This is a genomic window from Kineobactrum salinum (assembly GCF_010669285.1).
GTDB lineage: Bacteria > Pseudomonadota > Gammaproteobacteria > Pseudomonadales > Halieaceae > Kineobactrum > Kineobactrum salinum.
Map to the genome: position 1 here is coordinate 91,667 of NZ_CP048711.1, position 21,142 is coordinate 112,808.

23 protein-coding genes and 2 pseudogenes are annotated in these 21,142 nt (G+C 54.5%); 2 read left to right on the forward strand and 23 right to left on the reverse strand.

The window, feature by feature from the left end:
• Positions 1-95 precede the first annotated feature (95 nt).
• The 23 genes and pseudogenes from G3T16_RS00420 to G3T16_RS00530 all read right to left on the reverse strand — a co-directional run bounded on the left by G3T16_RS00420 (position 96) and on the right by G3T16_RS00530 (position 19,151).
• On the reverse strand, positions 96-2,435 hold the full coding sequence (locus G3T16_RS00420; protein WP_163493358.1) for a TonB-dependent receptor: 2,340 nt from the start codon (positions 2,433-2,435) through the stop codon (positions 96-98).
• Positions 2,436-2,559: 124 nt separating this feature from the next.
• Positions 2,560-2,739, reverse strand: a pseudogene (locus G3T16_RS22920) (hypothetical protein); the annotation flags it as partial.
• A gap of 126 nt (positions 2,740-2,865) precedes the next feature.
• A complete protein-coding gene (locus tag G3T16_RS00430) occupies positions 2,866-3,339 on the reverse strand; it encodes an aromatic-ring-hydroxylating dioxygenase subunit beta (RefSeq protein WP_163493360.1) in 474 nt (157 codons plus the stop codon).
• Between the two features lie 4 nt (positions 3,340-3,343).
• Positions 3,344-4,612 (reverse strand): Rieske 2Fe-2S domain-containing protein, encoded by a 1,269-nt coding sequence (locus G3T16_RS00435; RefSeq protein WP_163493361.1) that lies wholly within the window; start codon positions 4,610-4,612, stop codon positions 3,344-3,346.
• Positions 4,613-4,941: 329 nt separating this feature from the next.
• On the reverse strand, positions 4,942-5,916 hold the full coding sequence (locus G3T16_RS00440; RefSeq protein ID WP_163493362.1) for a fumarylacetoacetate hydrolase family protein: 975 nt from the start codon (positions 5,914-5,916) through the stop codon (positions 4,942-4,944).
• 11 nt (positions 5,917-5,927) lie between these two features.
• A complete protein-coding gene (locus G3T16_RS00445) occupies positions 5,928-7,124 on the reverse strand; it encodes a flavin-dependent monooxygenase (protein ID WP_197911802.1) in 1,197 nt (398 codons plus the stop codon).
• A gap of 11 nt (positions 7,125-7,135) precedes the next feature.
• Positions 7,136-7,579, reverse strand: coding sequence for a hypothetical protein (locus G3T16_RS00450; RefSeq protein WP_163493363.1), 444 nt, complete (start codon positions 7,577-7,579; stop codon positions 7,136-7,138).
• The gene (locus G3T16_RS00455) at positions 7,576-8,028 is read right to left on the reverse strand and encodes a nuclear transport factor 2 family protein (protein ID WP_163493364.1); all 453 of its coding nucleotides are present in this window, start codon (positions 8,026-8,028) and stop codon (positions 7,576-7,578) included. The genes G3T16_RS00450 and G3T16_RS00455 overlap by 4 nt, the downstream gene beginning before the upstream one ends.
• A gap of 222 nt (positions 8,029-8,250) precedes the next feature.
• Positions 8,251-9,186, reverse strand: coding sequence for an NmrA family NAD(P)-binding protein (locus G3T16_RS00460; protein WP_163493365.1), 936 nt, complete (start codon positions 9,184-9,186; stop codon positions 8,251-8,253).
• Entirely contained in the window at positions 9,183-10,211 is a 1,029-nt protein-coding gene (locus G3T16_RS00465; protein WP_163493366.1) for an NAD(P)-dependent oxidoreductase, read from the reverse strand. Before G3T16_RS00465 ends, G3T16_RS00460 begins: the two co-directional genes overlap by 4 nt.
• 106 nt (positions 10,212-10,317) lie before the next feature.
• Positions 10,318-10,644: a non-heme iron oxygenase ferredoxin subunit gene (locus G3T16_RS00470; protein WP_163493367.1), complete on the reverse strand. Its 327-nt coding sequence runs from the start codon at positions 10,642-10,644 to the stop codon at positions 10,318-10,320.
• A complete protein-coding gene (locus tag G3T16_RS00475) occupies positions 10,641-11,114 on the reverse strand; it encodes an aromatic-ring-hydroxylating dioxygenase subunit beta (protein ID WP_163493360.1) in 474 nt (157 codons plus the stop codon). Before G3T16_RS00475 ends, G3T16_RS00470 begins: the two co-directional genes overlap by 4 nt.
• 4 nt (positions 11,115-11,118) lie before the next feature.
• On the reverse strand, positions 11,119-12,387 hold the full coding sequence (locus G3T16_RS00480; protein WP_163493368.1) for a Rieske 2Fe-2S domain-containing protein: 1,269 nt from the start codon (positions 12,385-12,387) through the stop codon (positions 11,119-11,121).
• Between the two features lie 308 nt (positions 12,388-12,695).
• On the reverse strand, positions 12,696-13,202 hold the full coding sequence (locus G3T16_RS00485; protein WP_197911803.1) for a flavin reductase family protein: 507 nt from the start codon (positions 13,200-13,202) through the stop codon (positions 12,696-12,698).
• Positions 13,180-13,350: a hypothetical protein gene (locus tag G3T16_RS00490; RefSeq protein WP_163493369.1), complete on the reverse strand. Its 171-nt coding sequence runs from the start codon at positions 13,348-13,350 to the stop codon at positions 13,180-13,182. Before G3T16_RS00490 ends, G3T16_RS00485 begins: the two co-directional genes overlap by 23 nt.
• An 11-nt stretch (positions 13,351-13,361) precedes the next feature.
• Positions 13,362-14,558, reverse strand: coding sequence for a flavin-dependent monooxygenase (locus G3T16_RS00495; protein ID WP_197911804.1), 1,197 nt, complete (start codon positions 14,556-14,558; stop codon positions 13,362-13,364).
• A gap of 11 nt (positions 14,559-14,569) precedes the next feature.
• Complete coding sequence (locus G3T16_RS00500; protein WP_163493370.1) at positions 14,570-14,743, reverse strand: hypothetical protein; 174 nt, start codon at positions 14,741-14,743, stop codon at positions 14,570-14,572.
• An 11-nt stretch (positions 14,744-14,754) separates the two neighbouring features.
• A complete protein-coding gene (locus tag G3T16_RS00505) occupies positions 14,755-15,351 on the reverse strand; it encodes an MFS transporter (protein ID WP_163493371.1) in 597 nt (198 codons plus the stop codon).
• Positions 15,303-16,088 (reverse strand): MFS transporter, encoded by a 786-nt coding sequence (locus G3T16_RS00510; protein WP_163493372.1) that lies wholly within the window; start codon positions 16,086-16,088, stop codon positions 15,303-15,305. The genes G3T16_RS00505 and G3T16_RS00510 overlap by 49 nt, the downstream gene beginning before the upstream one ends.
• A gap of 46 nt (positions 16,089-16,134) precedes the next feature.
• Positions 16,135-16,920: a class II aldolase/adducin family protein gene (locus G3T16_RS00515; RefSeq protein WP_163493373.1), complete on the reverse strand. Its 786-nt coding sequence runs from the start codon at positions 16,918-16,920 to the stop codon at positions 16,135-16,137.
• Positions 16,921-16,969: 49 nt separating this feature from the next.
• Complete coding sequence (locus tag G3T16_RS00520; RefSeq protein ID WP_269473256.1) at positions 16,970-17,623, reverse strand: TonB-dependent receptor domain-containing protein; 654 nt, start codon at positions 17,621-17,623, stop codon at positions 16,970-16,972.
• Positions 17,624-17,700: 77 nt separating this feature from the next.
• Positions 17,701-17,949: pseudogene (locus tag G3T16_RS22925) on the reverse strand (hypothetical protein); the annotation flags it as partial.
• The gene (locus G3T16_RS00530) at positions 17,904-19,151 is read right to left on the reverse strand and encodes a TonB-dependent receptor plug domain-containing protein (protein ID WP_163493376.1); all 1,248 of its coding nucleotides are present in this window, start codon (positions 19,149-19,151) and stop codon (positions 17,904-17,906) included. The pseudogene G3T16_RS22925 and the gene G3T16_RS00530, both read right to left, overlap by 46 nt.
• A 297-nt stretch (positions 19,152-19,448) precedes the next feature.
• On the opposite strand from G3T16_RS00530, the gene G3T16_RS22285 reads away from it, so the two are divergent.
• A complete protein-coding gene (locus tag G3T16_RS22285; RefSeq protein WP_163493377.1) occupies positions 19,449-20,330 on the forward strand; it encodes an amidohydrolase in 882 nt (293 codons plus the stop codon).
• Positions 20,321-21,139 (forward strand): amidohydrolase, encoded by an 819-nt coding sequence (locus tag G3T16_RS22290; protein WP_163496895.1) that lies wholly within the window; start codon positions 20,321-20,323, stop codon positions 21,137-21,139. The genes G3T16_RS22285 and G3T16_RS22290 overlap by 10 nt, the downstream gene beginning before the upstream one ends.
• The last annotated feature ends 3 nt before the right edge of the window (positions 21,140-21,142 follow it).

The window sequence follows — 21,142 nt, forward strand, 5'->3', positions numbered from 1 at the left end:
TGCGGAAAGCGGTACGCATACATCGGTGGAAAAATTTCGTGTATTGGGCCGCCTGGCCATGAAGGCCCAGGCTGCATCATGCCGGCTCATATTGCTCAGAACTCTACCCCGACCCGTGCGCCGATGGTGCGCGGCCGGCCGATGATATAGGCGAACGGATCCTGATCGGAACTCAGCACATCAACCACAATATATTCGTCCGTCACATTCATGGCATAGAGACCGAGAGTCACGTTACCCTTGGTAAAGTTGGCATTGATGTTAATGGTATCGGTTGAGGGGAGCTTGCGATAGTTCTGATTATCCACACCCAACACAGCATCCGTTCTGCTGAAGTCGGAGCGAGAGTCAGACTTGTGGTAATAATCCGCCCTGATCTCGTTTTCCCATTCAGCAACCTGGAATCGATAGCTGACCCCGAGAACAGCGGTGAATTCAGGCGTCTTGGGGATTGAGTCCCCGTCCCGCCCCGTGAATGAGGCGCCAGAGGGCCCCACCACAAGCGGCTGGTCCTGGGTTAGCTGCGCATCCGTGTAAGTGAGGCCGAAATTGGCCGTCCAGTGTTCATAGAAATACACTTGAGCTTCGGTTTCAAGACCGAGAACACGCGCTTTGCCCGCATTGTCGATGAAGTTGAACCCGCCTTCCGTGATGGTCTGAACCTGGATATCCTCCCATTCTAGCCAGAAAGCCGCCATGCTCATATTGACGCGCCTGTCCCAGAGCTGAAGCTTGGCTCCTACTTCATGGTTACGCAGGCTGTCACTGTCGAAGGTGGGTGGTATGTCTACACCACCGGCAATACCGGCGATACCTGCCGCCACGTTGGTGCTACCGGGGCGGAACCCCGTGCTGACCAGTGCGTAATAGGTTTCCTCGTCAGTCGGCTTGTAGGCCAGATTAACCTTCCAGGTGACGGTAGTTTCGTTCCCGCTGACGGAAAACGGATCGTTTCCAGCCAGGAAGTCAGGACCGGTATTGTTCTGTTCCTCCTCGATTTCAAAGCGGAACCAGCGCATCCCACCAACAAGTTCGATCTCCGGCGTGACTTCATAAGTGGCCTCGCCGAAGAAAGCCAGGCGCTCGCGTTTGCCGTCCAGGTAACGCCCGAAAATACTATTGAGCTCCCCAGGCTCGCCAGCACCCGTCACGATCGTGGGCGCGGATGGCATGAACGCCTCCACGGGCCGACCGTCGGAGTTCACGTTCAATACGTTGCTGTCGAAATTGCTGGTTTCGCGCTGGTAGAAACCACCCGCAACGAGCTGCACCGGTAAATCAAAATCCGAGGCGTAACGCAATTCAACGGTTGTGATTTCCCTGTCCTGCGGTTGAAGGAGAACACCGGCGGGCGGCGTGCTGAATCCGACGGTATTGAATAAGCCGGCAAGAGTTGTTGTATTGACCGGCGTTGAGTCCTGGAAACGCAGGATTTCACGGTCATAATAGGACGTGGTCGCAGTGATCACACCCGCAGCTGTATTCAGCTCACCCGTCAGGCTCAGGAGCCACAGGTCTTCATCCCAGCCCGTGTGGGAAAATTCGGTATTGATATACTTACCACCCGGCGCGGCACTGCGGGGATTCTCCGGCCCCTCATTGATATAAAAAGCGCCATCTGCACCAAGTTCACCCTCCGGTGTGACACGTCCGTTATGCCCCGCCTCCAAATCTTGATAGGTCACGCTGGCCAAAAGGCTGAAATCCGGGTTGGGTTCAAACAGGACATGCCCACGGAACCCGTTAACTTCGACGTCATTGGCGTCCTTCACGCCGATCTGGGTGTTGTCGATAAATCCGGCAGAACGATCGCTATAAACAACCAGCCGAACGCCGAGCTTATTCTTGACCACGGGAACGTTTAGCACGCCGCTCACCTGGTAATTTTCATCACTTGAGTATCGCGTCATGCCGAAATTGGCATCCGTTCGCCCTTGAAATTCCTGAAGATCGGGCTTGTTGGTGATAATGCGGACAGTGCCCGACATGGAATTGGCACCGAACAGACTGCCCTGCGGCCCCTTCAGTACTTCAATGCGCTCGATGTCAATGAGTTTTACCGCAGCGTTCTTGCCCCCGCCATCCTGCTCGAATCGTCCGGAAATAGGAGACTCGTCAAAGTAGACACCCACGGTTGACTCACCCGCGGCATTGATACCGCGAATAATATATTCGCTGTCACCCGGCCCATAGGATTCAATGTTCAGGCCCGGTACCAGGGAGACCAGGGCATCGAGATTGACTATACCGGCATCCTCAAGAGTTCGCGCCGTGACAACAGAAATGGAAGAACCCATGTCCTGAGGTCTCAGACCCGTTGCTCGCTTTGAAGCAGTCACCACGACTTCCTCGATCCCTCCGGTCTGGGCGGCTGCGGTAACCGGAAGGGTCACACAAATCATTGCGCCACCCATGGACAGCAGGGCAATAGCCATGGATGTAACTGGTCCTGCAGACTCTCCGGTACGGTAATTTTTTGTGAATTTAATCATCTTCTTCTTCCCCTGCAATAATCGGGCTTATCCCGATATTGGTTCTTAAGGCACTCTGATCAATTCGCTAGTGCCTCAGCGGAGCCTCTGGCGCGCACTGGCAAGGCAAAGCCTGAGGCGCCACCGAATTAATCAGAGGTGCCTTAATTTTAATCTGTGTTTGGCAGCGGTTGATGAAGACAAACAGATGACAGCTCAGGGGCCTCTCTCCCATTACGCTTTTGGCCATCGCAGCCAGAGCGGTGAATGAGCGGCGCGTTGAAAAGCTCCATCATTCAATTCGGGGCCAAAAGAGAATGCCCCGGCATGACTTCAAATACCCACTGAAACAACGTCGCCTTCACATGTCAGCGAAGGACTTGTGTCTCTGACGTCATACCGGTATCACCAGCAAGGCCTTGACCCGGGCGTTCTCAAAGATGGCTCGCTTACTGGCATATCGCCACCCGTCCTCAGATGGCACCACCGTATCTTCGTAGCACCCCACCTGAAAGACTTCCGAATCAAGGTTCTGTAAGGTTCTTACCACAAGATAATTGGATCGCGTGACGATCTTGTCCGGAGATCGCTCAAGAATCTGCAGGCCGGATACGAAATGCCTGTAGCTATGCGGGTGATAAACGTTCGCTTGCCGATAAGAAACCACCCGGTCCCGCATCATTCCCTTTCCAAAGCAGTGCATCAGACCGGCCGGAAGATTGAGTCGCTCACTTTCGCGTGGCACAATCTCATAGACCGCTTCCTCAGTGAAAAAGTCGGGCCATTCTTCGATCCGGTCCTCGTCAATCACCGTAATATAGCGATTTTGCAAATCCTGAAGCTCAAGATACAACTGAAAATCTTCCATTGGCCTAGAATCCCATAATCCGTTGATATCCGCGCCAGAACCGCCGAATGTGGTTCTCCGCCATCGGCACCCGCTCCTGGTCTTCCTCGCTGGCCTCCAGGCCCATTTGGGAGATCGACACGCCTGGCGGCCCAACCTTGATCGCGTCCTGAACAAGCTCGATGGCAGTACCGTCTTCCATGGATATCAAACCAGTCGGACCCACCAGGTTGAACTGGGTAATGCGATGGCGGCGCAGTTCGGGTGTATCGTCTTCATATCCGAAGAAGTTGAAGATCAATTCAAACTCATTCGGCCCCTTTGGAAGGACCTGGCGGACCGCCAGTACATTCTGAATCTGCATGATGACCAGTTGTGGAAAAATACACTGGAGATGATTGGCGACCAGTTCGTCATACTCCTGGCGATTGGCGACGATATCTGGATATTCGAGTGTCAAACCCTCCTTGAAGGTCGAAATGTTCTTGTAATCTGAAGCACCGCTTGGGTCCGGCGTGATAAACAGATCGCCACATGTATGCAGATCCAGACCATCATCACGGATGACCCGGGCCTTCTGGTTGGATCGCACGAGGTTGAAGGTGGCATGAAATGCGTGGAGCAAAGAGGCATGATATCCGTCCCGCACATTCTCCATGTAAAGCTTCCAGTTCCCACGGATATACTGTCGGGTACAACCGAGAAACTCGATGGGCTTGTGGAAGATGCGATCGATCCCTGGCCGCATCCTTTCGCCGATATAGTCCAGCAGCGAGGGTGCTTCCTCGCTAAAGGTCGCGAAGATGAGGCCGCGATAGCTGTCAACGCGCAACTTTGTCAGTCCATTTTGCTCCAGGTCAAAGCTTTTCGGCATGCCGGCGACCCCTTGTGCGCCTCGGCGAAACGGCACCCCTTCAAGGTCCCCACTGCAACTATAACTCCATTGATGATAGATGCAGGTATGGCTGGTCGCATTACCACGCTGTTCGCGGCAGACGGTCGCTCCACGGTGCGCGCAACGATTGACCCAAGCAGCAAGTTCACCCTCCGGCGTTCGCGTGACGACCACGGGCGTGTCGCCCACGAAAGTGCTTTTAAAGTCCCCGGGATTAGGCAACTCCGCTTCAAGGGCGAGATAACTCCAGACAGGACCGCGGAAAATGCGCTCCTGCTCAAGGTCGAATATTGCCTGGGATGTGTAGACCTCGTATGGGACTGCGGAACCATCCTTCTCCGGAAATTTCGGCGCCGTGAAAGCCGCCTTCTTCCCGTTATCCATATCCAGGTTGCTCATTTTGACACTCTCTTTCAAACTTCCTAAGGGTCCAGCCGATCAGAACAGGCAAGAACCGTTGACAGATCAATTCCCCGCTCCCCTCTTCTTCGCACCGGTCGCGGCCTCAATCCACGTCTATGGCGAGGAGGATACCGTGCGCTCCAACTCGATTCTATTGGAGAAAATATGTATCCGCACAAATCAAGGGATTCGCCGCCAGCAGAGATACGCCTGCCAAGACGGATCGGATCGATGCCGATCCGATTGCCCGCTTCATCTCTCTGTCGCAGCTGCGCCATCGATCTCTACATTAATGAAGCAGCACAAAATTCTGCGAGGACCATCGATTACTCTTTCACCACGGGGTTTTCAAGCTTTCCGATTCCCTCGATTTCGACCGCGATTGGGCCGCCCATTTTCTGAAGATCCAGACTGCGAACGGTCGGATATTTCTCAGGCATCGTCGGAACAGCAGCCATACCGAAATGAATGATATCCCCGGGCTCCAGCGTCATAGACTTTGACGCAGTGGCGATAACCTTCTCGATACTGAATGTGAGATTGGCCGTACTGTCGGACGTGACATGCTCTGAGCCAATCCAGGCGTTGATGGCAAGGGAATTCGGATTGCTGATTTCATCGCGCGTCACAATCCACGGCCCGACGAGTGCAAAGCTATCGCACCCTTTCGAACGCGTGTGGTAGGTCAAATAGATCGTGTCGTCGCCGGATTCAGCCTGGTTGCGCCAGGGAATATTTTGGCCCTTGATTTGCGGAACATCCAGCGCAATGCTGTCCTCATCCTTGAGCGACGGAGAGGTGATATCGTTCATAATGGTAAAGCCGAAGACATGGGAAAGAGCTTCGGATTCCGAAATGTCGCGGGCCCGTTTCCCTATGATGGCCGCCAGCTCGGGTTCATGATGGGTTAGCCCATACTCGGCGCGCAGCCTCAATGGCTGCTTGTGGCCAGCCAGGGCCGATGGTGGCTTCATGAAGAAACAGGGAGCCTCGAACATGCGATGCGCAAGGGGCGCGAACGAACCATTGTTGATCGGGACGCCAAGAATTTTTGATGGCCGGTCGATCGGTGTGCGCCACTCGATGTCGGAGAGCGGCACGCAATCCTCAAGCTCTACGTTGTCGACAATTTCCTTCAATCGGCCGGATTCCCCGTCCCCTGCCTCGACCAGTTGCAAAAGCGTTCGCGGAAAATCTTCAAGATTTAGCCGCGCGGCTACCGCGCGGATATTGACGACGTGATCGCCTTTGACAAAGCCATAGAGTCGCGCGCCATCGAGTTCGAAACTAAGCCACTTCATTGCATCACCTTTTAAAGAAGAGTCGGGTCTGGTTCAGCGCCAATCAGATGCCGGCCAAGAATTTGCGTGGCAATATCATAGTCCGAGTAGGCATGGGCGGCGGCGCCGTGCACGTCCCGGAAGCATCGCTGGAGCTTGCTTGAAAGAAGAATGGCACTGCCGCCGCTGGCCATCATGAGCCTGTCCACCGCGCTCACCGATAAACGTGTCGCGTAGGCCTGAGAAGTCCGCCAGCGGACCATGGTATCCAAGGTGGGAGCCGCACGGCGCGCGGCGTGGTCAGCAAAATCATTCCATTCGCTTTCGAGAATCAGACGTGCGGCCCGAACTTCATGATAGGATTCCGCCAGGCGCATATAGCCTGGAGGGGAGAGAGACGCCTTCGCTCCGGTATAGGCCCGTACCCGGTTTTGCAGGCGCTCCCGGTAGACATCCAGTGCAGATTCTGCAATGCCGTACGCCACGGCAGAGAAGTTCGAAGCGAAGATAGGCTGAAAAGGGAGCGTATAGATATCGCCCTTATGCGTGCCAAAACCGCGTGAAGTCCCCGTATTCAGCGCCATAAGCGTTTCGGCGCGATAGCCAGGAACGAAGACATCGTTAACGACGACATCCTTGCTGCCGGTACCTTTCAGAGCTGACGAATACCAGGTATCCTCAATCTGATAGTCAGCACGAGGTACGGCAAGCAGGCCATGCAACTTTTGGCCGCTTGTCTCATCCTCTATCAAGGCGCCAAGGAGACACCAACTGACGTGGTCGCAACCGCTTGACCAGGGAAACCGGCCCGATAAGCGGTAACCGCCCTCGACAGGTTTCAGCTTGCCTAAGGGTGCGATCGACGAACCGATCAGCGCCTCAGGATCATCGCCCCAGATTTCCTCTTGTAGCCTGGGATCATAATAGGCAATCGCATGCGCGTGCACTGCCAGCAGGCTCGAGACCCAGGCCGTCGATGGGCAAGCGCCGGCAAGTTCGGCAAAGGCCTGGAACATTTCGGGAGGTGAGACTTCCAGCCCACCGAATTTCTTGGGTTTTACTGAATCCAGAAGGCCGACACGATGTAGCGCCTGAATGTTTTCAACAGGAACGACGCGGTTGGCTTCGCATTCATCGGCGCGCGTGGCGATCTCATCCATAATCTCGTGGACTTTGCTGACCAGATCTGGCGGAGCTGATGCAGACTTCTCCTTGTTTGCTTCCATCATTTTCCCACTCCTTAAACGATTTTGAACATGCCGATCGTCAAGACCACGACGAATATGGAAAAGACCGTGATGTTGAGATCTACGTGCAGGACACGGCTACCGATTTTTACAGGTATCGGTAGATAACCATTGTCGTCGAAGGCGCGCCCGCCATAGAGGCGCATCCCGAAATATGCGGAAAAAAAGCCTGCGTATATTGACCCCACGACACCGCCGACAAGATAAAGCACTGCAGAATATTCAGCGCGCGGGGTCCAGATCAGATACATCAGGATAATCCCGATAAACACATAACTCATGACCTGCCAGACGACATGAAATCGTGCGTGTCCTGTCCACAACGGATTGGTGGCATGAGTACGGTTGAAGTCGGCGAGTACCGGAATGATAGTGCAGCCGACGGTAGCGATCGTCAGTAGAATGCGGGCCGCTACATTGAGATCATAGGGTGTCATGCGCCGCTCTCCTTCTCCATGATTTTTGGCATATGGCCGAAAGCGGGCACCACCCGCCGCTCAAGATACCGCCAGTTGCCATCACCATCGCGAACCAGGATATCGTGATAATCGAGAACACTGAGGGGATTGGCATTTGCTTCGGCATCCCCATCTGTCGCAAAAAGAATGAGATTCGACGTGCAGAATGCACGGTCTTTCTCGATACGTATCAAATGATTTGTGAATATATGCCTGGATTTCCGGGTTCCCGGCTGGCGGCGTCGCTCGTAAAAGTCTTCGATGGCCTCCCGACCCTCGCACCAGTACCCTTCATAGCCGTAGCGGCCTTCGGAGACGAAAAGCTCAGGTACACCACGCCCCTCTTCATGATCAATGAGCCAGGCGAAACGGGCGCTAAGGTCAAGGATCTCAATGTGACCAGAGCGGAATTCTGTTGTTATAGTCATGTGTTGTCCTCTCGTAGCTCAGTATGTATGGGCGGAACCGCAGCGTTCAATTGGTGTCCACCCCAAGTCAAGCTGTGGTTACGAGATCACTCCAGGCTCCTGATGAGGGCTGGCGCGCAGGAGAAGGGGCAAACTCGCCCTTTTCCACGCAGACAGCTCACTTCGGCCCGGAAATGCTTGCATCCTCAAAGTTCGGGGAATGACGCCAGGCGTATTGATCGGCTATTGAAGATAGTGCTGATTCTGTTCTATCCAAGCCCGTAGCGTCTTTGGCGTTCTGCCGAGCAAACGGGCCAATAGATCCGATCTATGGAAGGCGAATTGACACCGTTGTTCGAATGCATAATATTCAAGATAATAGTCGTCTGCCCCGTCGCCAAACAAGGTTTGGTATCTATCACTGAAAACCTGGCGCCATACATCCGGCGATGGTTCGTAGACTATCTTTTTCTGAAGGACGTCGCTGATCATCTCTGCAATCTCGGCGAACGTAACGTGGTCGCTGCCATTATTGAGATGATAATGCTGACCAAGGTGTCCATCATCTTGTTCGAGGAACATATGAGCGACCGCCTCACCCAGGTCCGTTGGATCGATCCACGTGGTACGCCGTTCGAACGGCATGAGAAGCTTCCCCTGTGTCCGTATCGGCTCGCTCCAGCGTATTAAATCATCCATGAGATAGGCTGCTATATTTACATAGGTCAGCGGGAGTCCGCTTGCGTCAAGGATTTCCTTTGCCTGGAGGTGTTGGATTGCCGTTCCACCCCCGAACGCACGTACGGTCGGCGGGACTTTCGCTAGCGTCATAGCCGGCGGATCTCCCAGAACGCGAACGATCTGACGCAAATTATTGGAGCGTTTCGCGGCCTGGACGAGATTGCTCATTGCAATCTTCTCATCCAAAAAGTCGGGAGTGATGATGAAGGCCCGCTCGACGTTATCCATTGCACGCTCCATCGCGGCGGCGTCAAGATAGTCGACAACCACGGATTCGCTGCGCGGATAAGTTCGCTGCAGTTCGCTCAGATTGGCCTCAGCGCTTGTGGCAAGCCGCAATGCTTCGCCCCAGCCCTTATAGGTCAAATAGGCAGCGAGTGGCCCTCCTATGTGGGCGCGCGCACCGAAGACGAGGATTTTTCCTTTTGGCAGATTCATCGCACTGTCTCCTTTCCAGATATCATGGTCGAGGCCGGTACTGACCAGCGGGCAAGCCACCTCTCGGCAGTTTCCGAATTCTTCGCGCGTGATGGTATCGTGACGGCCATAACGTCGCTAAGATTTTCCAGTGCAATGCGCGGTATCGCCTCAAACATTTCTCTTGTGTGACCAACAATATGCTCTGTCAGAATAACGTTCTGCAAGCTGCGCAGCGGGCTGTCTGCCGGAAGTGGTTCCTGCTGGAAGACATCGAGCGCGGCTGCGGAGATCCGGCCATTCTCCACTTCGCGGGCAAGGGCAGCTTCATCGACAAGGCCTCCGCGGGCCGTATTCACGAAGACACAGCCGGGCTTTAATTTCGCAAGTTTCTCGGCACTGAGTAGATTTATCGTTTGAGCATTCAGACTCGTCGCCAGGATGATGACATCGCTTTGTTCAAGCAGGGCGTCGAGATCTGTAAACTGCGCGACAGCCGGGTCAGACCGAACAGTTCGCGTCGACACGAGGATACGTGCGTTCCACGCTGAAAGCCGCCTGATGAACGCGCGAGCTATATTGCCATAGCCTACCACTCCAATCGTTTTTCCGCTGACCATTCTGGCTAACATCTGCCCCTGGGGTCGAGGCTGTTGGTCCCGTGACAAACGCTCTGCTTCCTTAAGGTTATAGAGACAAACGAGCATCAGCATGATCGTGGCCTCAGCCATGCTTTCGTAATTTTCTGCGGCTTCACCGTTCGCTACTATGATAGCGCGTGCTGTTGCTGCCTCGACGTCAATCCAGTCATATCCCTGGAGGGGCGATATGACGGCCCTGAGATTTGGCATGGCGGCGAGTTCGGCCTCTCCCACCGTCATTTTGATGGTGATGAGAGCGTCGATTTTGCGGAGTTTCTCGGCGGGATAGTCCAGGATATTTCCATAGGTTGTCTCGACATTGAATCCTCCGCCGGCTACATGAGCCCCAATATCGGAAAGCAATTTCTCGATAGAATCGGGGCCAGCGATAAGGACTGACTGCATCTCAAACTCTCCTATTTAACGAAGCCGCGCCGTCGCAGCACTAACCCGTACCACCAAACCAGTTCGGCGATCAAACATGGCCACCATATAATGCCCCGGCATGACTTCAAATACCCACTGAAACAACGTCGCCTTCTGAACGGATCGGATAAGCCCGAACCGGCACCTTGGCTGGCCTGCGCTCCACGGCGCCCGTCGCAAGGTTGAATTTCGCCTGATGCAATGGACATTCGACACAACCGTCTTCGACCCAACCTTCTGACAAGCTCGCGTCGCCATGGGTACACCGATCGCCAAGCGCATACAGATTGTCGTCAACGCGAAATATCGCGATCTCATGGCCGTCAATGACCCGGCGCACCGGTTGGCCTTCAATGAAATCGGCCAATTCTCCAATCACATGCCAGTGAAGGACTTGTGTCTCTGACGTCATACCGGTATCACCAGCAAGGCCTTGACCCGGGCGTTCTCAAAGATGGCTCGCTTACTGGCATATCGCCACCCGTCCTCAGATGGCACCACCGTATCTTCGTAGCACCCCACCTGAAAGACTTCCGAATCAAGGTTCTGTAAGGTTCTTACCACAAGATAATTGGATCGCGTGACGATCTTGTCCGGAGATCGCTCAAGAATCTGCAGGCCGGATACGAAATGCCTGTAGCTATGCGGGTGATAAACGTTCGCTTGCCGATAAGAAACCACCCGGTCCCGCATCATTCCCTTTCCAAAGCAGTGCATCAGACCGGCCGGAAGATTGAGTCGCTCACTTTCGCGTGGCACAATCTCATAGACCGCTTCCTCAGTGAAAAAGTCGGGCCATTCTTCGATCCGGTCCTCGTCAATCACCGTAATATAGCGATTTTGCAAATCCTGAAGCTCAAGATACAACTGAAAATCTTCCATTGGCCTAGAATCCCATAATCCGTTGATATCCGCGCCAGAACCGCCGAATGTGGTTCTCCGCCATCGGCACCCGCTCCTGGTCTTCCTCGCTGGCCTCCAGGCCCATTTGGGAGATCGACACGCCTGGCGGCCCAACCTTGATCGCGTCCTGAACAAGCTCGATGGCAGTACCGTCTTCCATGGATATCAAACCAGTCGGACCCACCAGGTTGAACTGGGTAATGCGATGGCGGCGCAGTTCGGGTGTATCGTCTTCATATCCGAAGAAGTTGAAGATCAATTCAAACTCATTCGGCCCCTTTGGAAGGACCTGGCGGACCGTCAGTACATTCTGAATCTGCATGATGACCAGTTGTGGAAAAATACACTGGAGATGATTGGCGACCAGTTCGTCATACTCCTGGCGATTGGCGACGATATCTGGATATTCGAGTGTCAAACCCTCCTTGAAGGTCGAAATGTTCTTGTAATCTGAAGCACCGCTTGGGTCCGGCGTGATAAACAGATCGCCACATGTATGCAGATCCAGACCATCATCACGGATGACCCGGGCCTTCTGGTTGGATCGCACGAGGTTGAAGGTGGCATGAAATGCGTGGAGCAAAGAGGCATGATATCCGTCCCGCACATTCTCCATGTAAAGCTTCCAGTTCCCACGGATATACTGTCGGGTACAACCGAGAAACTCGATGGGCTTGTGGAAGATGCGATCGATCCCTGGCCGCATCCTTTCGCCGATATAGTCCAGCAGCGAGGGTGCTTCCTCGCTAAAGGTCGCGAAGATGAGGCCGCGATAGCTGTCAACGCGCAACTTTGTCAGTCCATTTTGCTCCAGGTCAAAGCTTTTCGGCATGCCGGCGACCCCTTGTGCGCCTCGGCGAAACGGCACCCCTTCAAGGTCCCCACTGCAACTATAACTCCATTGATGATAGATGCAGGTATGGCTGGTCGCATTACCACGCTGTTCGCGGCAGACGGTCGCTCCACGGTGCGCGCAACGATTGACCCAAGCAGCAAGTTCACCCTCCGGCGTTCGCGTGACGACCACGGGCGTGTCGCCCACGAAAGTGCTTTTAAAGTCCCCGGGATTAGGCAACTCCGCTTCAAGGGCGAGATAACTCCAGACAGGACCGCGGAAAATGCGCTCCTGCTCAAGGTCGAATATTGCCTGGGATGTGTAGACCTCGTATGGGACTGCGGAACCATCCTTCTCCGGAAATTTCGGCGCCGTGAAAGCCGCCTTCTTCCCGTTATCCATATCCAGGTTGCTCATTTTGACACTCTCTTTCAAACTTCCTAAGGGTCCAGCCGATCAGAACAGGCAAGAACCGTTGACAGATCAATTCCCCGCTCCCCTCTTCTTCGCACCGGTCGCGGCCTCAATCCACGTCTATGGCGAGGAGGATACCGTGCGCTCCAACTCGATTCTATTGGAGAAAATATGTATTCGCACAAATCAAGGGATTCGCCACCAGCAGAGATACGCCTGCCAAGATGGATCGGAGTGATGCCGATCTGATTGCCCGCTTCATGGGGTCGGTGAACCCCCGTCCGCCATCTATCCAGTACATCCGGCCACGCTCAGCGCATCAAGCGCTGATAGTCCCCCTCGAAATAGGTCAACGGCTCGCCGTCGACGATCTTGGACGCTAGAACGTGACCAACGAAAATGGTGTGCCCGCCTTCCAGGTGCGCCGACGAGCGACGGCATTCGAGCTTTACCAGCGCACCCGGCAGGACCGGCACATTGCCGAGTTGCTCAAATTCCGGCACTGCCTCCCTTGACGGTCGTCCGCCGAAGCACATCGAGTAATGAGCTTGGTCATCCCGAAGAATACTCACGCCGAAGCGGTCAGCACCAAGCAGAAGAGCATTCATGCGCGCCTGGTTCGCAACGCAGACCAGTATGGATGGCGGTTCGAGCGAGAGTGAGCAAAACGCGGTGGCGGTCATCGCATGTGCCTCTTTGCCAACGCTCACAGAGACAACGGTGACGCCACTACAAAATCGCGCCAATGCGGCGCGGAATTCTTCTGGCGTAATGAGCGTTTCGGTCCGGTCTGCGTCATTCACTGTAAGCATACTCATGCCGATGCTCCTCAATTCCGCACAATCCTCCTTCTGTCGCAGCTGCGTCATCGATCTCTACATTTATCGCGTGGATATTGACGACGTACTCGCCTTTGACAAAACCATAGAGTCGCGCGCCATCGAGTTCGAAACTAAGCCACTTCATTGCATCACCTTTTAAAGAAGAGTCGGGTCTGGTTCAGCGCCAATCAGATGCCGGCCAAGAATTTGCGTGGCAATATCATAGTCCGAGTAGGCATGGGCGGCGGCGCCGTGCACGTCCCGGAAGCATCGCTGGAGCTTGCTTGAAAGAAGAATGGCACTGCCGCCGCTGGCCATCATGAGCCTGTCCACCGCGCTCACCGATAAACGTGTCGCGTAGGCCTGAGAAGTCCGCCAGCGGACCATGGTATCCAAGGTGGGAGCCGCACGGCGCGCGGCGTGGTCAGCAAAATCATTCCATTCGCTTTCGAGAATCAGACGTGCGGCCCGAACTTCATGATAGGATTCCGCCAGGCGCATATAGCCTGGAGGGGAGAGAGACGCCTTCGCTCCGGTATAGGCCCGTACCCGGTTTTGCAGGCGCTCCCGGTAGACATCCAGTGCAGATTCTGCAATGCCGTACGCCACGGCAGAGAAGTTCGAAGCGAAGATAGGCTGAAAAGGGAGCGTATAGATATCGCCCTTATGCGTGCCAAAACCGCGTGAAGTCCCCGTATTCAGCGCCATAAGCGTTTCGGCGCGATAGCCAGGAACGAAGACATCGTTAACGACGACATCCTTGCTGCCGGTACCTTTCAGAGCTGACGAATACCAGGTATCCTCAATCTGATAGTCAGCACGAGGTACGGCAAGCAGGCCATGCAACTTTTGGCCGCTTGTCTCATCCTCTATCAAGGCGCCAAGGAGACACCAACTGACGTGGTCGCAACCGCTTGACCAGGGAAACCGGCCCGATAAGCGGTAACCGCCCTCGACAGGTTTCAGCTTGCCCAAGGGTGCGATCGACGAACCGATCAGCGCCTCAGGATCATCGCCCCAGATTTCCTCTTGTAGCCTGGGATCATAATAGGCAATCGCATGCGCATGCACTGCCAGCAGGCTCGAGACCCAGGCCGTCGATGGGCAAGCGCCGGCAAGTTCGGCAAAGGCCTGGAACATTTCGGGAGGTGAGACTTCCAGCCCACCGAATTTCTTGGGCTTTACTGAGTCCAGAAGGCCGACACGATGCAGCGTCTGAATGTTCTCAACAGGAACGACGCGGTTGGCTTCGCAATCATCGGCGCGCGTGGCGATCTCATCCATAATCCCGCGGACTTTGTTGACCAGATCTGGCGGAGCTGCTGCAGACTTCTCCTTGTTTGCTTCCATCATTTTCCCACTCCTTAAACGATTTTGAACATGCCGATCGTCAAGACCACGACGAATATGGAAAAGACCGTGATGTTGAGATCTACGTGCAGGACACGGCTACCGATTTTTACAGGTATCGGTAGATAACCATTGTCGTCGAAGGCGCGCGCGATCAAATCGGAGCCAGCGATAAGGACTGAGGGCATCTCGAACTCTCCTATTTAACGCTTTCGCAAATCCTGTGGTCAGCTGCGCTGTCGCCCGACGTGGATACTGCCGCCGCGCGCCATGCAACGAATAAAAGTGTAACCGATAGTATTCCTGCTAGAGCGGCCAATAGCGACAGGGCGGCGGCCTGCCCTCCTGGGAGAATCATGCTGAAATACCCAACGAGAGGCGGGCCCGCACCGAGGCCCACACCCGATCCCACGAAGGTGACCCCCGCAACCAGAGTTGCACGATAGTCTGCATTTGCAAGAAATTGCATACTAACGATCACGGTGCTATAGACGCCGAACAAGAGGATAGAGCCCAGGAGATTGCAGACAAGAAACACGATGACCGAAGGCTGGATCGGCGCAATTACAAATATTACTGTGCCCACGATCAAAGACGTAAAACATATCACCATCAATGAAGAGACACGCGACCCAAAATCTGTTCCTCTGATCAGCGCGGGAAGCAAAAGGGATCCGATGACCGGCCCGAAACCTGAGCTGATACCGAACCACATTCCTGCCTGACCCAAGCCAAGTCCATAATCGGTCATGAGCAGATTAACGGCCCAGGCACTATAGGCATAGGCAACCAACATGGGAATTCCGCCCCCACCATCAAGGGAATAAAAAAACGCGGTCGCGAGATGTGAGCGCTACTGCTTCCAGTTCTTTTCGGCAAATGAGGTTGGGAACGTCGCGCGGGTTCGGATACGGTTATTCCAAATATTACACCAAGTATGATGGTGGGAGCGCCCGCCATCAGAAAGACAATCTGCCAATCCTGCAGACCCCAGCCCCCGCCCTGAGCAACATAACTGGTAATGGCGGATACGAGGTATCCGCCCCCAAGAAAGGTCAGCGCACCGCCGAGAAACGGCGTCGCAGCAAGAATGCTTGCGGCACGCACGCGCTTTCTCTCAGAAAAGAGATCGGCGACCAAAGAATGGGCCGCCGGGAAGAGCGCGACTTCACCCACTGCAAGTCCCACACGCAATATCAACAATTCCTCGAAACTGGTCGCAAAACCAGATTTCAAGGTACAGAGTCCCCAGAGAAATGTACCCGTAAGAATAAGATATTTGCGGTTCCATTTATCAGCAAGCCGTGCAACAGGCAGGCCCAAAGTGGCATAAAAGACTGCAAAGGCTGTGCCGAACAATAGTCCGAATTGCAGGTCGCTTATTCCAAAGGCATCGCCGAGAGGTTGCCGGATAAGGGCGATAATCACGCGATCGAGAATAGACATTATCAAAAGCAGAACAAGAAGACTGATCGTCCACCATGCCCCCTTTATCGTTTTGTTGAGCGGCTCCGGGGCATCACTATATGTCACATTGATTCCTGTTCAAATGAACACTTTGATCGGTCCGTAGAGGCACTTAATCACGATAGTCAGGGGCATAACGGTCGATCATCCGTCTTAACGCCTGCCAGTCAACCTCGGCATCGGATTGATCATGGGCGACTTGTGCTTCCTCAATCGCAGCAGGAGTCAACTCGGTGAGCTCCGGATTTCCGGCAAGGGCCTTGACCTGCACAGAGCAGGCTTGCTGCAGAATAAGCATCCACTGGAACGTTTTAGCAATGCTTGCTCCCGCCGTGAGCAAACCGTGATTGCGAAGGATAAGAAAATTGTAAGCACCAAGATTTTTTACCAGGCGCTGCCGTTCATCCATTCTAAGGACGATCCCTTCATAATCATGATATCCTATGCGGTTCATGAACAGCGCCGCGGGTTGGCTGATCGGCAACAATCCTGCGGCGTTTGCCGCCACTGCAAGACCGGCGTCCGTATGAGTATGGAGCACGCAATTGACGTCCGGACGCGCTTCATGGATGGCACCGTGAATGATAAAGCCAGCCTTGTTTATACCGAGTCCTGTCGTGTCATCCAGAATATTGCCTTCCACGTCGACCTTTATGAGGCTGGAGGCAGTAACCTCTTCATACAAAAGGCCGAATGGATTGAGCAGAAGATGCTCCTCTTCACCCGGGATTCGATAGGAGATATGATTATAAATTGTATCCGTCAGACCGAAATGGGCTATGAGCCGGTAGCATAGAGCGAGTTCCACACGTGCGTTCCATTCCACCTCGGAAACTCGCTCTTTTAAGGACTGACCATCGTGCTTCACGCCCCCGCCCATGGTAAAAATATGAGACATTTTCTTCCTCCTATAGAACTTGAAGTCGATCAGCCGCAAATGCCGCCGGTTAATACTTGACCGAAAGTTGGAGCGCGTATGTCGTCGGCTGATGGAGGCTTCCGTAAAAAGGCCCCGCGAGCAGAAGGGTCTGCGTCGCCGTGAGAAGCGGCCGCTGGTCCGTCAGGTTCTTGCCAATCAGGGCCAGCTCCCAGGTCTCGTCGGTTGCGCCCACGGCCACACGAAGATTGACCAGGCCGTGACCTGCGCGATCCGGTGCATTCACAAAAGGCAGCTGATTTAATTGGCGTGAACTGAACTCAAGACTGGGATTGACCCGAAGGCTCAGTCCATCGGTCAATTCCTTGTCGTAGTACGCGCCAAGATTTCCGGTCCATTCTGGCGCGCGCTGGACGCGGGTGTCAGCCGAAACATTCGGGAACGCTTCACGTATCCTCGCATCGGCATAAACGACCCCACCCTCGATCCGCAGATCACTGGTCGGAAGCCAGTTGAAGCTTGCATCGACGCCTCTGGAGCGAACTTCGACATTGGCGATTGAATTTCCCAGTGGGGTATTGGTGTTATACTGAAAGTCATCGACCGTCGTATTATACAAGGCAAAATCGACAGATAACTGAGCTGCTGGTCGCAACTTGGCACCCACTTCGAAAGTAATTGCGCGCTCACCTTCAAATTCCGCCAGGTCCGGGTTTGCCGGCAATGTCTGAAACCCCCGCTTTTGCTGCCTCTCGAGGCTGCAGCGTAGAGAACATTGCGATCCTGAAGGTAGTATTGTGCAGAGAACGTCCAATCGACATTGGTTTCCGTACGAGTGGGCGACCGCTCGGGGAACTCGGGAAAAGGAAGCGTGATCGTACCGGGACGTTCCGTCACGCGCGAATATCGGGCATCCTTCTCTTCATGCGTATAGCGAAGACCTCCCGAAAGCTTGATGTTGTCGGTCAGGTCAAGGTTGAGCTGTCCAAATCCCGACATTGTCGTTACACTTTGTTCGTAAAATGTGTGACGGCTCCAGTAAGGGGCCATGGCGCGTCCGCTATGATAAGCTGATCATGCCCCCATTCGTTCCAGACGTAGTATACACCCGCAAGATAGCTGACCCGCTTATCAGCTGGAGACGCGATGCGAAATTCCTGAGAGAACAGCTGATTGGGCTCCTCAATTTCGAGCGTCAGCAGGCTGGCGTCGACAAAATCCAGGTCAAATCTGCGGTTATTTTTCCAGTATACATAGGCCGTGTGAGATGTCAGTGTAAAATCACCCAGATCAAGTTCTGAAATCAGCGTGGTGCGATCGCTGCGCTGCCGGTCGAATGGCGGCCGAGTACCATAGCCATTGTAGGAAACACCCTTCTGAACATCAAAATTGGTCTGACCGATTGCATTCGCTAAACCTTGAATAACGCCTGTTGGACTGTCACTGAGAAGAGAGACATTCTGACCATCCATCTCATAGGTATCATGCTGATAAATCAGAGTGGCTGAGAAGTTAGGTGATGGCTCCAGGACCGCGACCAGGCGACCCGCATCAAATTTTCGCGTCGGTTCGTGCACGTCACGGAGGCGGTTTTCAATAAAACCTTCTTCATTACTGGTGTAACCGGAAACCCTCACCTTCAGTGTATCGGCGAGCGGGATATCGACACCCCCTTCCAGACGCGTGGTGTCAAACCTCATCTCATGGGTCGCCCTCAGGTCCATGCCGAATTCACTGCCAGGTCGCCGACTCACGAAGCTCATCGCGCCAAGCGTCGTGTTCTTTCCCAGTGTAGTCGACTGCGTTCCCTTGATCACTTCGAGCCGCTCGATGTCGAAGAACGGCGACGCGAGGTCGCGGGGATGGGCAGCGTAGGTTCCATCAAAGAATGTCGCTACTGATGCTTCAATCGAAAAAACAGCCGTATTCGAGCCCAGACCACGAATGGTTGGCGACATGAAGCCCCCAATCGCATTCGTTAACTGAAGACCAGGAACGAGACCGCTGAGCTCAAAGCCTGATCCAGTTTGGCGGGTGGCCAGCATGTCACTCGTAACCACATTTATGGTTGCAGGAACATCCAACGCTGATTCCGACTGCTTGCGTGCCGTAACAAATACTTCTTCCAGAGCGACGGTGCTGGTTGCAGCCTCGTCATTTCTGGGATCATTGGCCTGACCATACACCGCTTGCATGGGAGCCATTAACGCCATTACTGCGGCACCGGAATGTAGAAAAAGCTTTCTCGTCACGTCTGGTCCTCCCCTTTGCAACTATTGAAGCGTGACAGCATGTTTTTGATCAGGCTCGCCACGATTCCCCTTAAGAATTCTTGTCTGTGGTAAAGGTACTCACTACCACCAGGCGAAAGCAATTGGTGTTGACCCCAGTGCGAGACCATAAAGAGGTAGTTATCTTCATGCTTCAGCTTCTTTGTCATCCGGGGAAAGGATCATTTGGCGTGGGAGGAAACACCTATTTTAAAGGGGCGCCCCCGGTGACATAGTTGACGACATATAAAACATATCAAGAATTTGTGAGGGAGGCACGTGATAAAATCTCTGTTGGCCTTGGCTTTTATAACGAGCGCCCTCGCCGCGGTGCCCGCGTCTGCACAGATGGCGGACATGGCTTTCATCAATGGGAAAATTTATACGGCGGATGCCAATGATAGCGTCGTTACGGCCATTGCTGTTTCGGGCAATCAATTTCTGGCCGTCGGCTCCGATCAGGCGATAGAGCGGCACATTGGCCCACACACGGAGGTCATCGACCTGAACGGCCGCTTTGTCGCGCCGGGTTTGACGGATGCGCATCTGCACAATGAGGGTGGAGGATCCGGCGTTGATCTCTCCGGGGCGCGCTCGCTTGCCGATCTCCTGAGCGCTGTATCCGACAGCGTGAAAAATGCCCCTCCCGGAAAGGTCGTGGTTTCCAATTACGATTGGCACGAAGCGCAACTGAAGGAACAGCGAGCGCCGTCCCTGTCCGAACTGGACGCCATCGCTCCCACCACTCCCGTCGTGCTCGTCCGGGGCGGGCACTCGATGTATCTGAACAGTGCCGCACTCAGAAAATTCGGAATCACAAGCGATACCCCGATCCCTGCTGGCGGTCAGATCAGCCGTGACGAGGACGGTCAGCTGACGGGGGAGATAATTGATACCGCCCGCGACCTGGTAAAACTGCCGCCCGCACCGCCCCTCAGCGAGGCCGACCTCGTTCGTACTCAGGAAAAGCTGAATAGCTATGGCATTACGGCGGTTCGCATTCCGGGGTTCTACAAGGGCGACAACCTGCAGGCCGCCTATCGTTTGATGCGGCGCATGGCCGACGCCGGGAGGCTGACACTTCGCTACGCCATTTATCTTCCTGGCATGAATCTGCAGTCGGGGGAGGAGGCGCGTCACCTGGTGCAAAGCTGGGGGTAAAGCCGGACGAAGGCGACGAGTGGGTGCGGATCGACGGCATCAAGATCATGATCGACGGCGGTTTTGAAGGCGGATATCTCTTCGACCCCTACGTTGAGCCATACGGCAAGGAAGGCTCCTATCAGGGCATCGAAACCATTCCGCCGGACCGATTCGCGGACGTCATTACCACGATCAACCAGGTGGGCTGGCGTCCAGCCGTTCACGCAGTAGGCGATGCCGCCCTCGCGGCAGTCCTCAACGGCTTTGAGGCGGCCGATGCCCAATCGTCGATTCGCAACAAGCGCTGGACGATCGAGCATGCATCCCTCACCAACCCCGACCTGACGCAACGGATGCAACGGCTCGGCGTCCAGGTATCAATGCAGCATCATATATATCTGGCCGGTCCTATCGTCGAACGTTATTGGGGTGCGACGCGTGCCGGGCACAACACACCCATCGCGACCTATCTCGATGCAGGCCTTCTTGTAGCGGGAGGGACCGATGCGCCGGTCTTACCGGCCAATCCATTCTCGGCACTCTATTTCTTTGCCTCCCGTGACACGATTTCCGGTAAGAGCTATGGTACCCCGGAACGCGTTCCATCGCGGACAGAACTACTTCGGCTGGTTACGATCAACTTTGCGCGTATGATTGGCGAGGAGCGCAGCCGCGGCTCGATCGAACCTGGGAAACTGGCTGACTTCGTCATGCTATCAGATGATTTCCTGACGATAGCTGTAGATCGCATCAAGAACATGGAAGCACTCGCCACCTATGTGGGTGGCCGCCGTGTGTATCTCAATCCCAGGGCTACTCAGCGATAATTG

Coding starts and splice junctions, on each gene's coding strand:
- G3T16_RS00445 (WP_197911802.1), bottom strand. CDS start 7,124: ATGATGGAAGCAAACAAGGAGAAGTCTGCATCAGCTCCGCCAGATCTG.
- G3T16_RS00455 (WP_163493364.1), bottom strand. CDS start 8,028: ATGACTATAACAACAGAATTCCGCTCTGGTCACATTGAGATCCTTGAC.
- G3T16_RS00485 (WP_197911803.1), bottom strand. CDS start 13,202: ATGAGTATGCTTACAGTGAATGACGCAGACCGGACCGAAACGCTCATT.
- G3T16_RS00475 (WP_163493360.1), bottom strand. CDS start 11,114: ATGGAAGATTTTCAGTTGTATCTTGAGCTTCAGGATTTGCAAAATCGC.
- G3T16_RS00460 (WP_163493365.1), bottom strand. CDS start 9,186: ATGAATCTGCCAAAAGGAAAAATCCTCGTCTTCGGTGCGCGCGCCCAC.
- G3T16_RS00500 (WP_163493370.1), bottom strand. CDS start 14,743: ATGCCCTCAGTCCTTATCGCTGGCTCCGATTTGATCGCGCGCGCCTTC.
- G3T16_RS00470 (WP_163493367.1), bottom strand. CDS start 10,644: ATGACGTCAGAGACACAAGTCCTTCACTGGCATGTGATTGGAGAATTG.
- G3T16_RS00435 (WP_163493361.1), bottom strand. CDS start 4,612: ATGAGCAACCTGGATATGGATAACGGGAAGAAGGCGGCTTTCACGGCG.
- G3T16_RS00430 (WP_163493360.1), bottom strand. CDS start 3,339: ATGGAAGATTTTCAGTTGTATCTTGAGCTTCAGGATTTGCAAAATCGC.
- G3T16_RS00440 (WP_163493362.1), bottom strand. CDS start 5,916: ATGAAGTGGCTTAGTTTCGAACTCGATGGCGCGCGACTCTATGGCTTT.
- G3T16_RS00465 (WP_163493366.1), bottom strand. CDS start 10,211: ATGCAGTCAGTCCTTATCGCTGGCCCCGATTCTATCGAGAAATTGCTT.
- G3T16_RS00490 (WP_163493369.1), bottom strand. CDS start 13,350: ATGAAGTGGCTTAGTTTCGAACTCGATGGCGCGCGACTCTATGGTTTT.
- G3T16_RS00505 (WP_163493371.1), bottom strand. CDS start 15,351: ATGTTGGTTGCCTATGCCTATAGTGCCTGGGCCGTTAATCTGCTCATG.
- G3T16_RS00495 (WP_197911804.1), bottom strand. CDS start 14,558: ATGATGGAAGCAAACAAGGAGAAGTCTGCAGCAGCTCCGCCAGATCTG.
- G3T16_RS00515 (WP_163493373.1), bottom strand. CDS start 16,920: ATGTCTCATATTTTTACCATGGGCGGGGGCGTGAAGCACGATGGTCAG.
- G3T16_RS00480 (WP_163493368.1), bottom strand. CDS start 12,387: ATGAGCAACCTGGATATGGATAACGGGAAGAAGGCGGCTTTCACGGCG.
- G3T16_RS00420 (WP_163493358.1), bottom strand. CDS start 2,435: ATGGCTATTGCCCTGCTGTCCATGGGTGGCGCAATGATTTGTGTGACC.
- G3T16_RS00450 (WP_163493363.1), bottom strand. CDS start 7,579: ATGACACCCTATGATCTCAATGTAGCGGCCCGCATTCTACTGACGATC.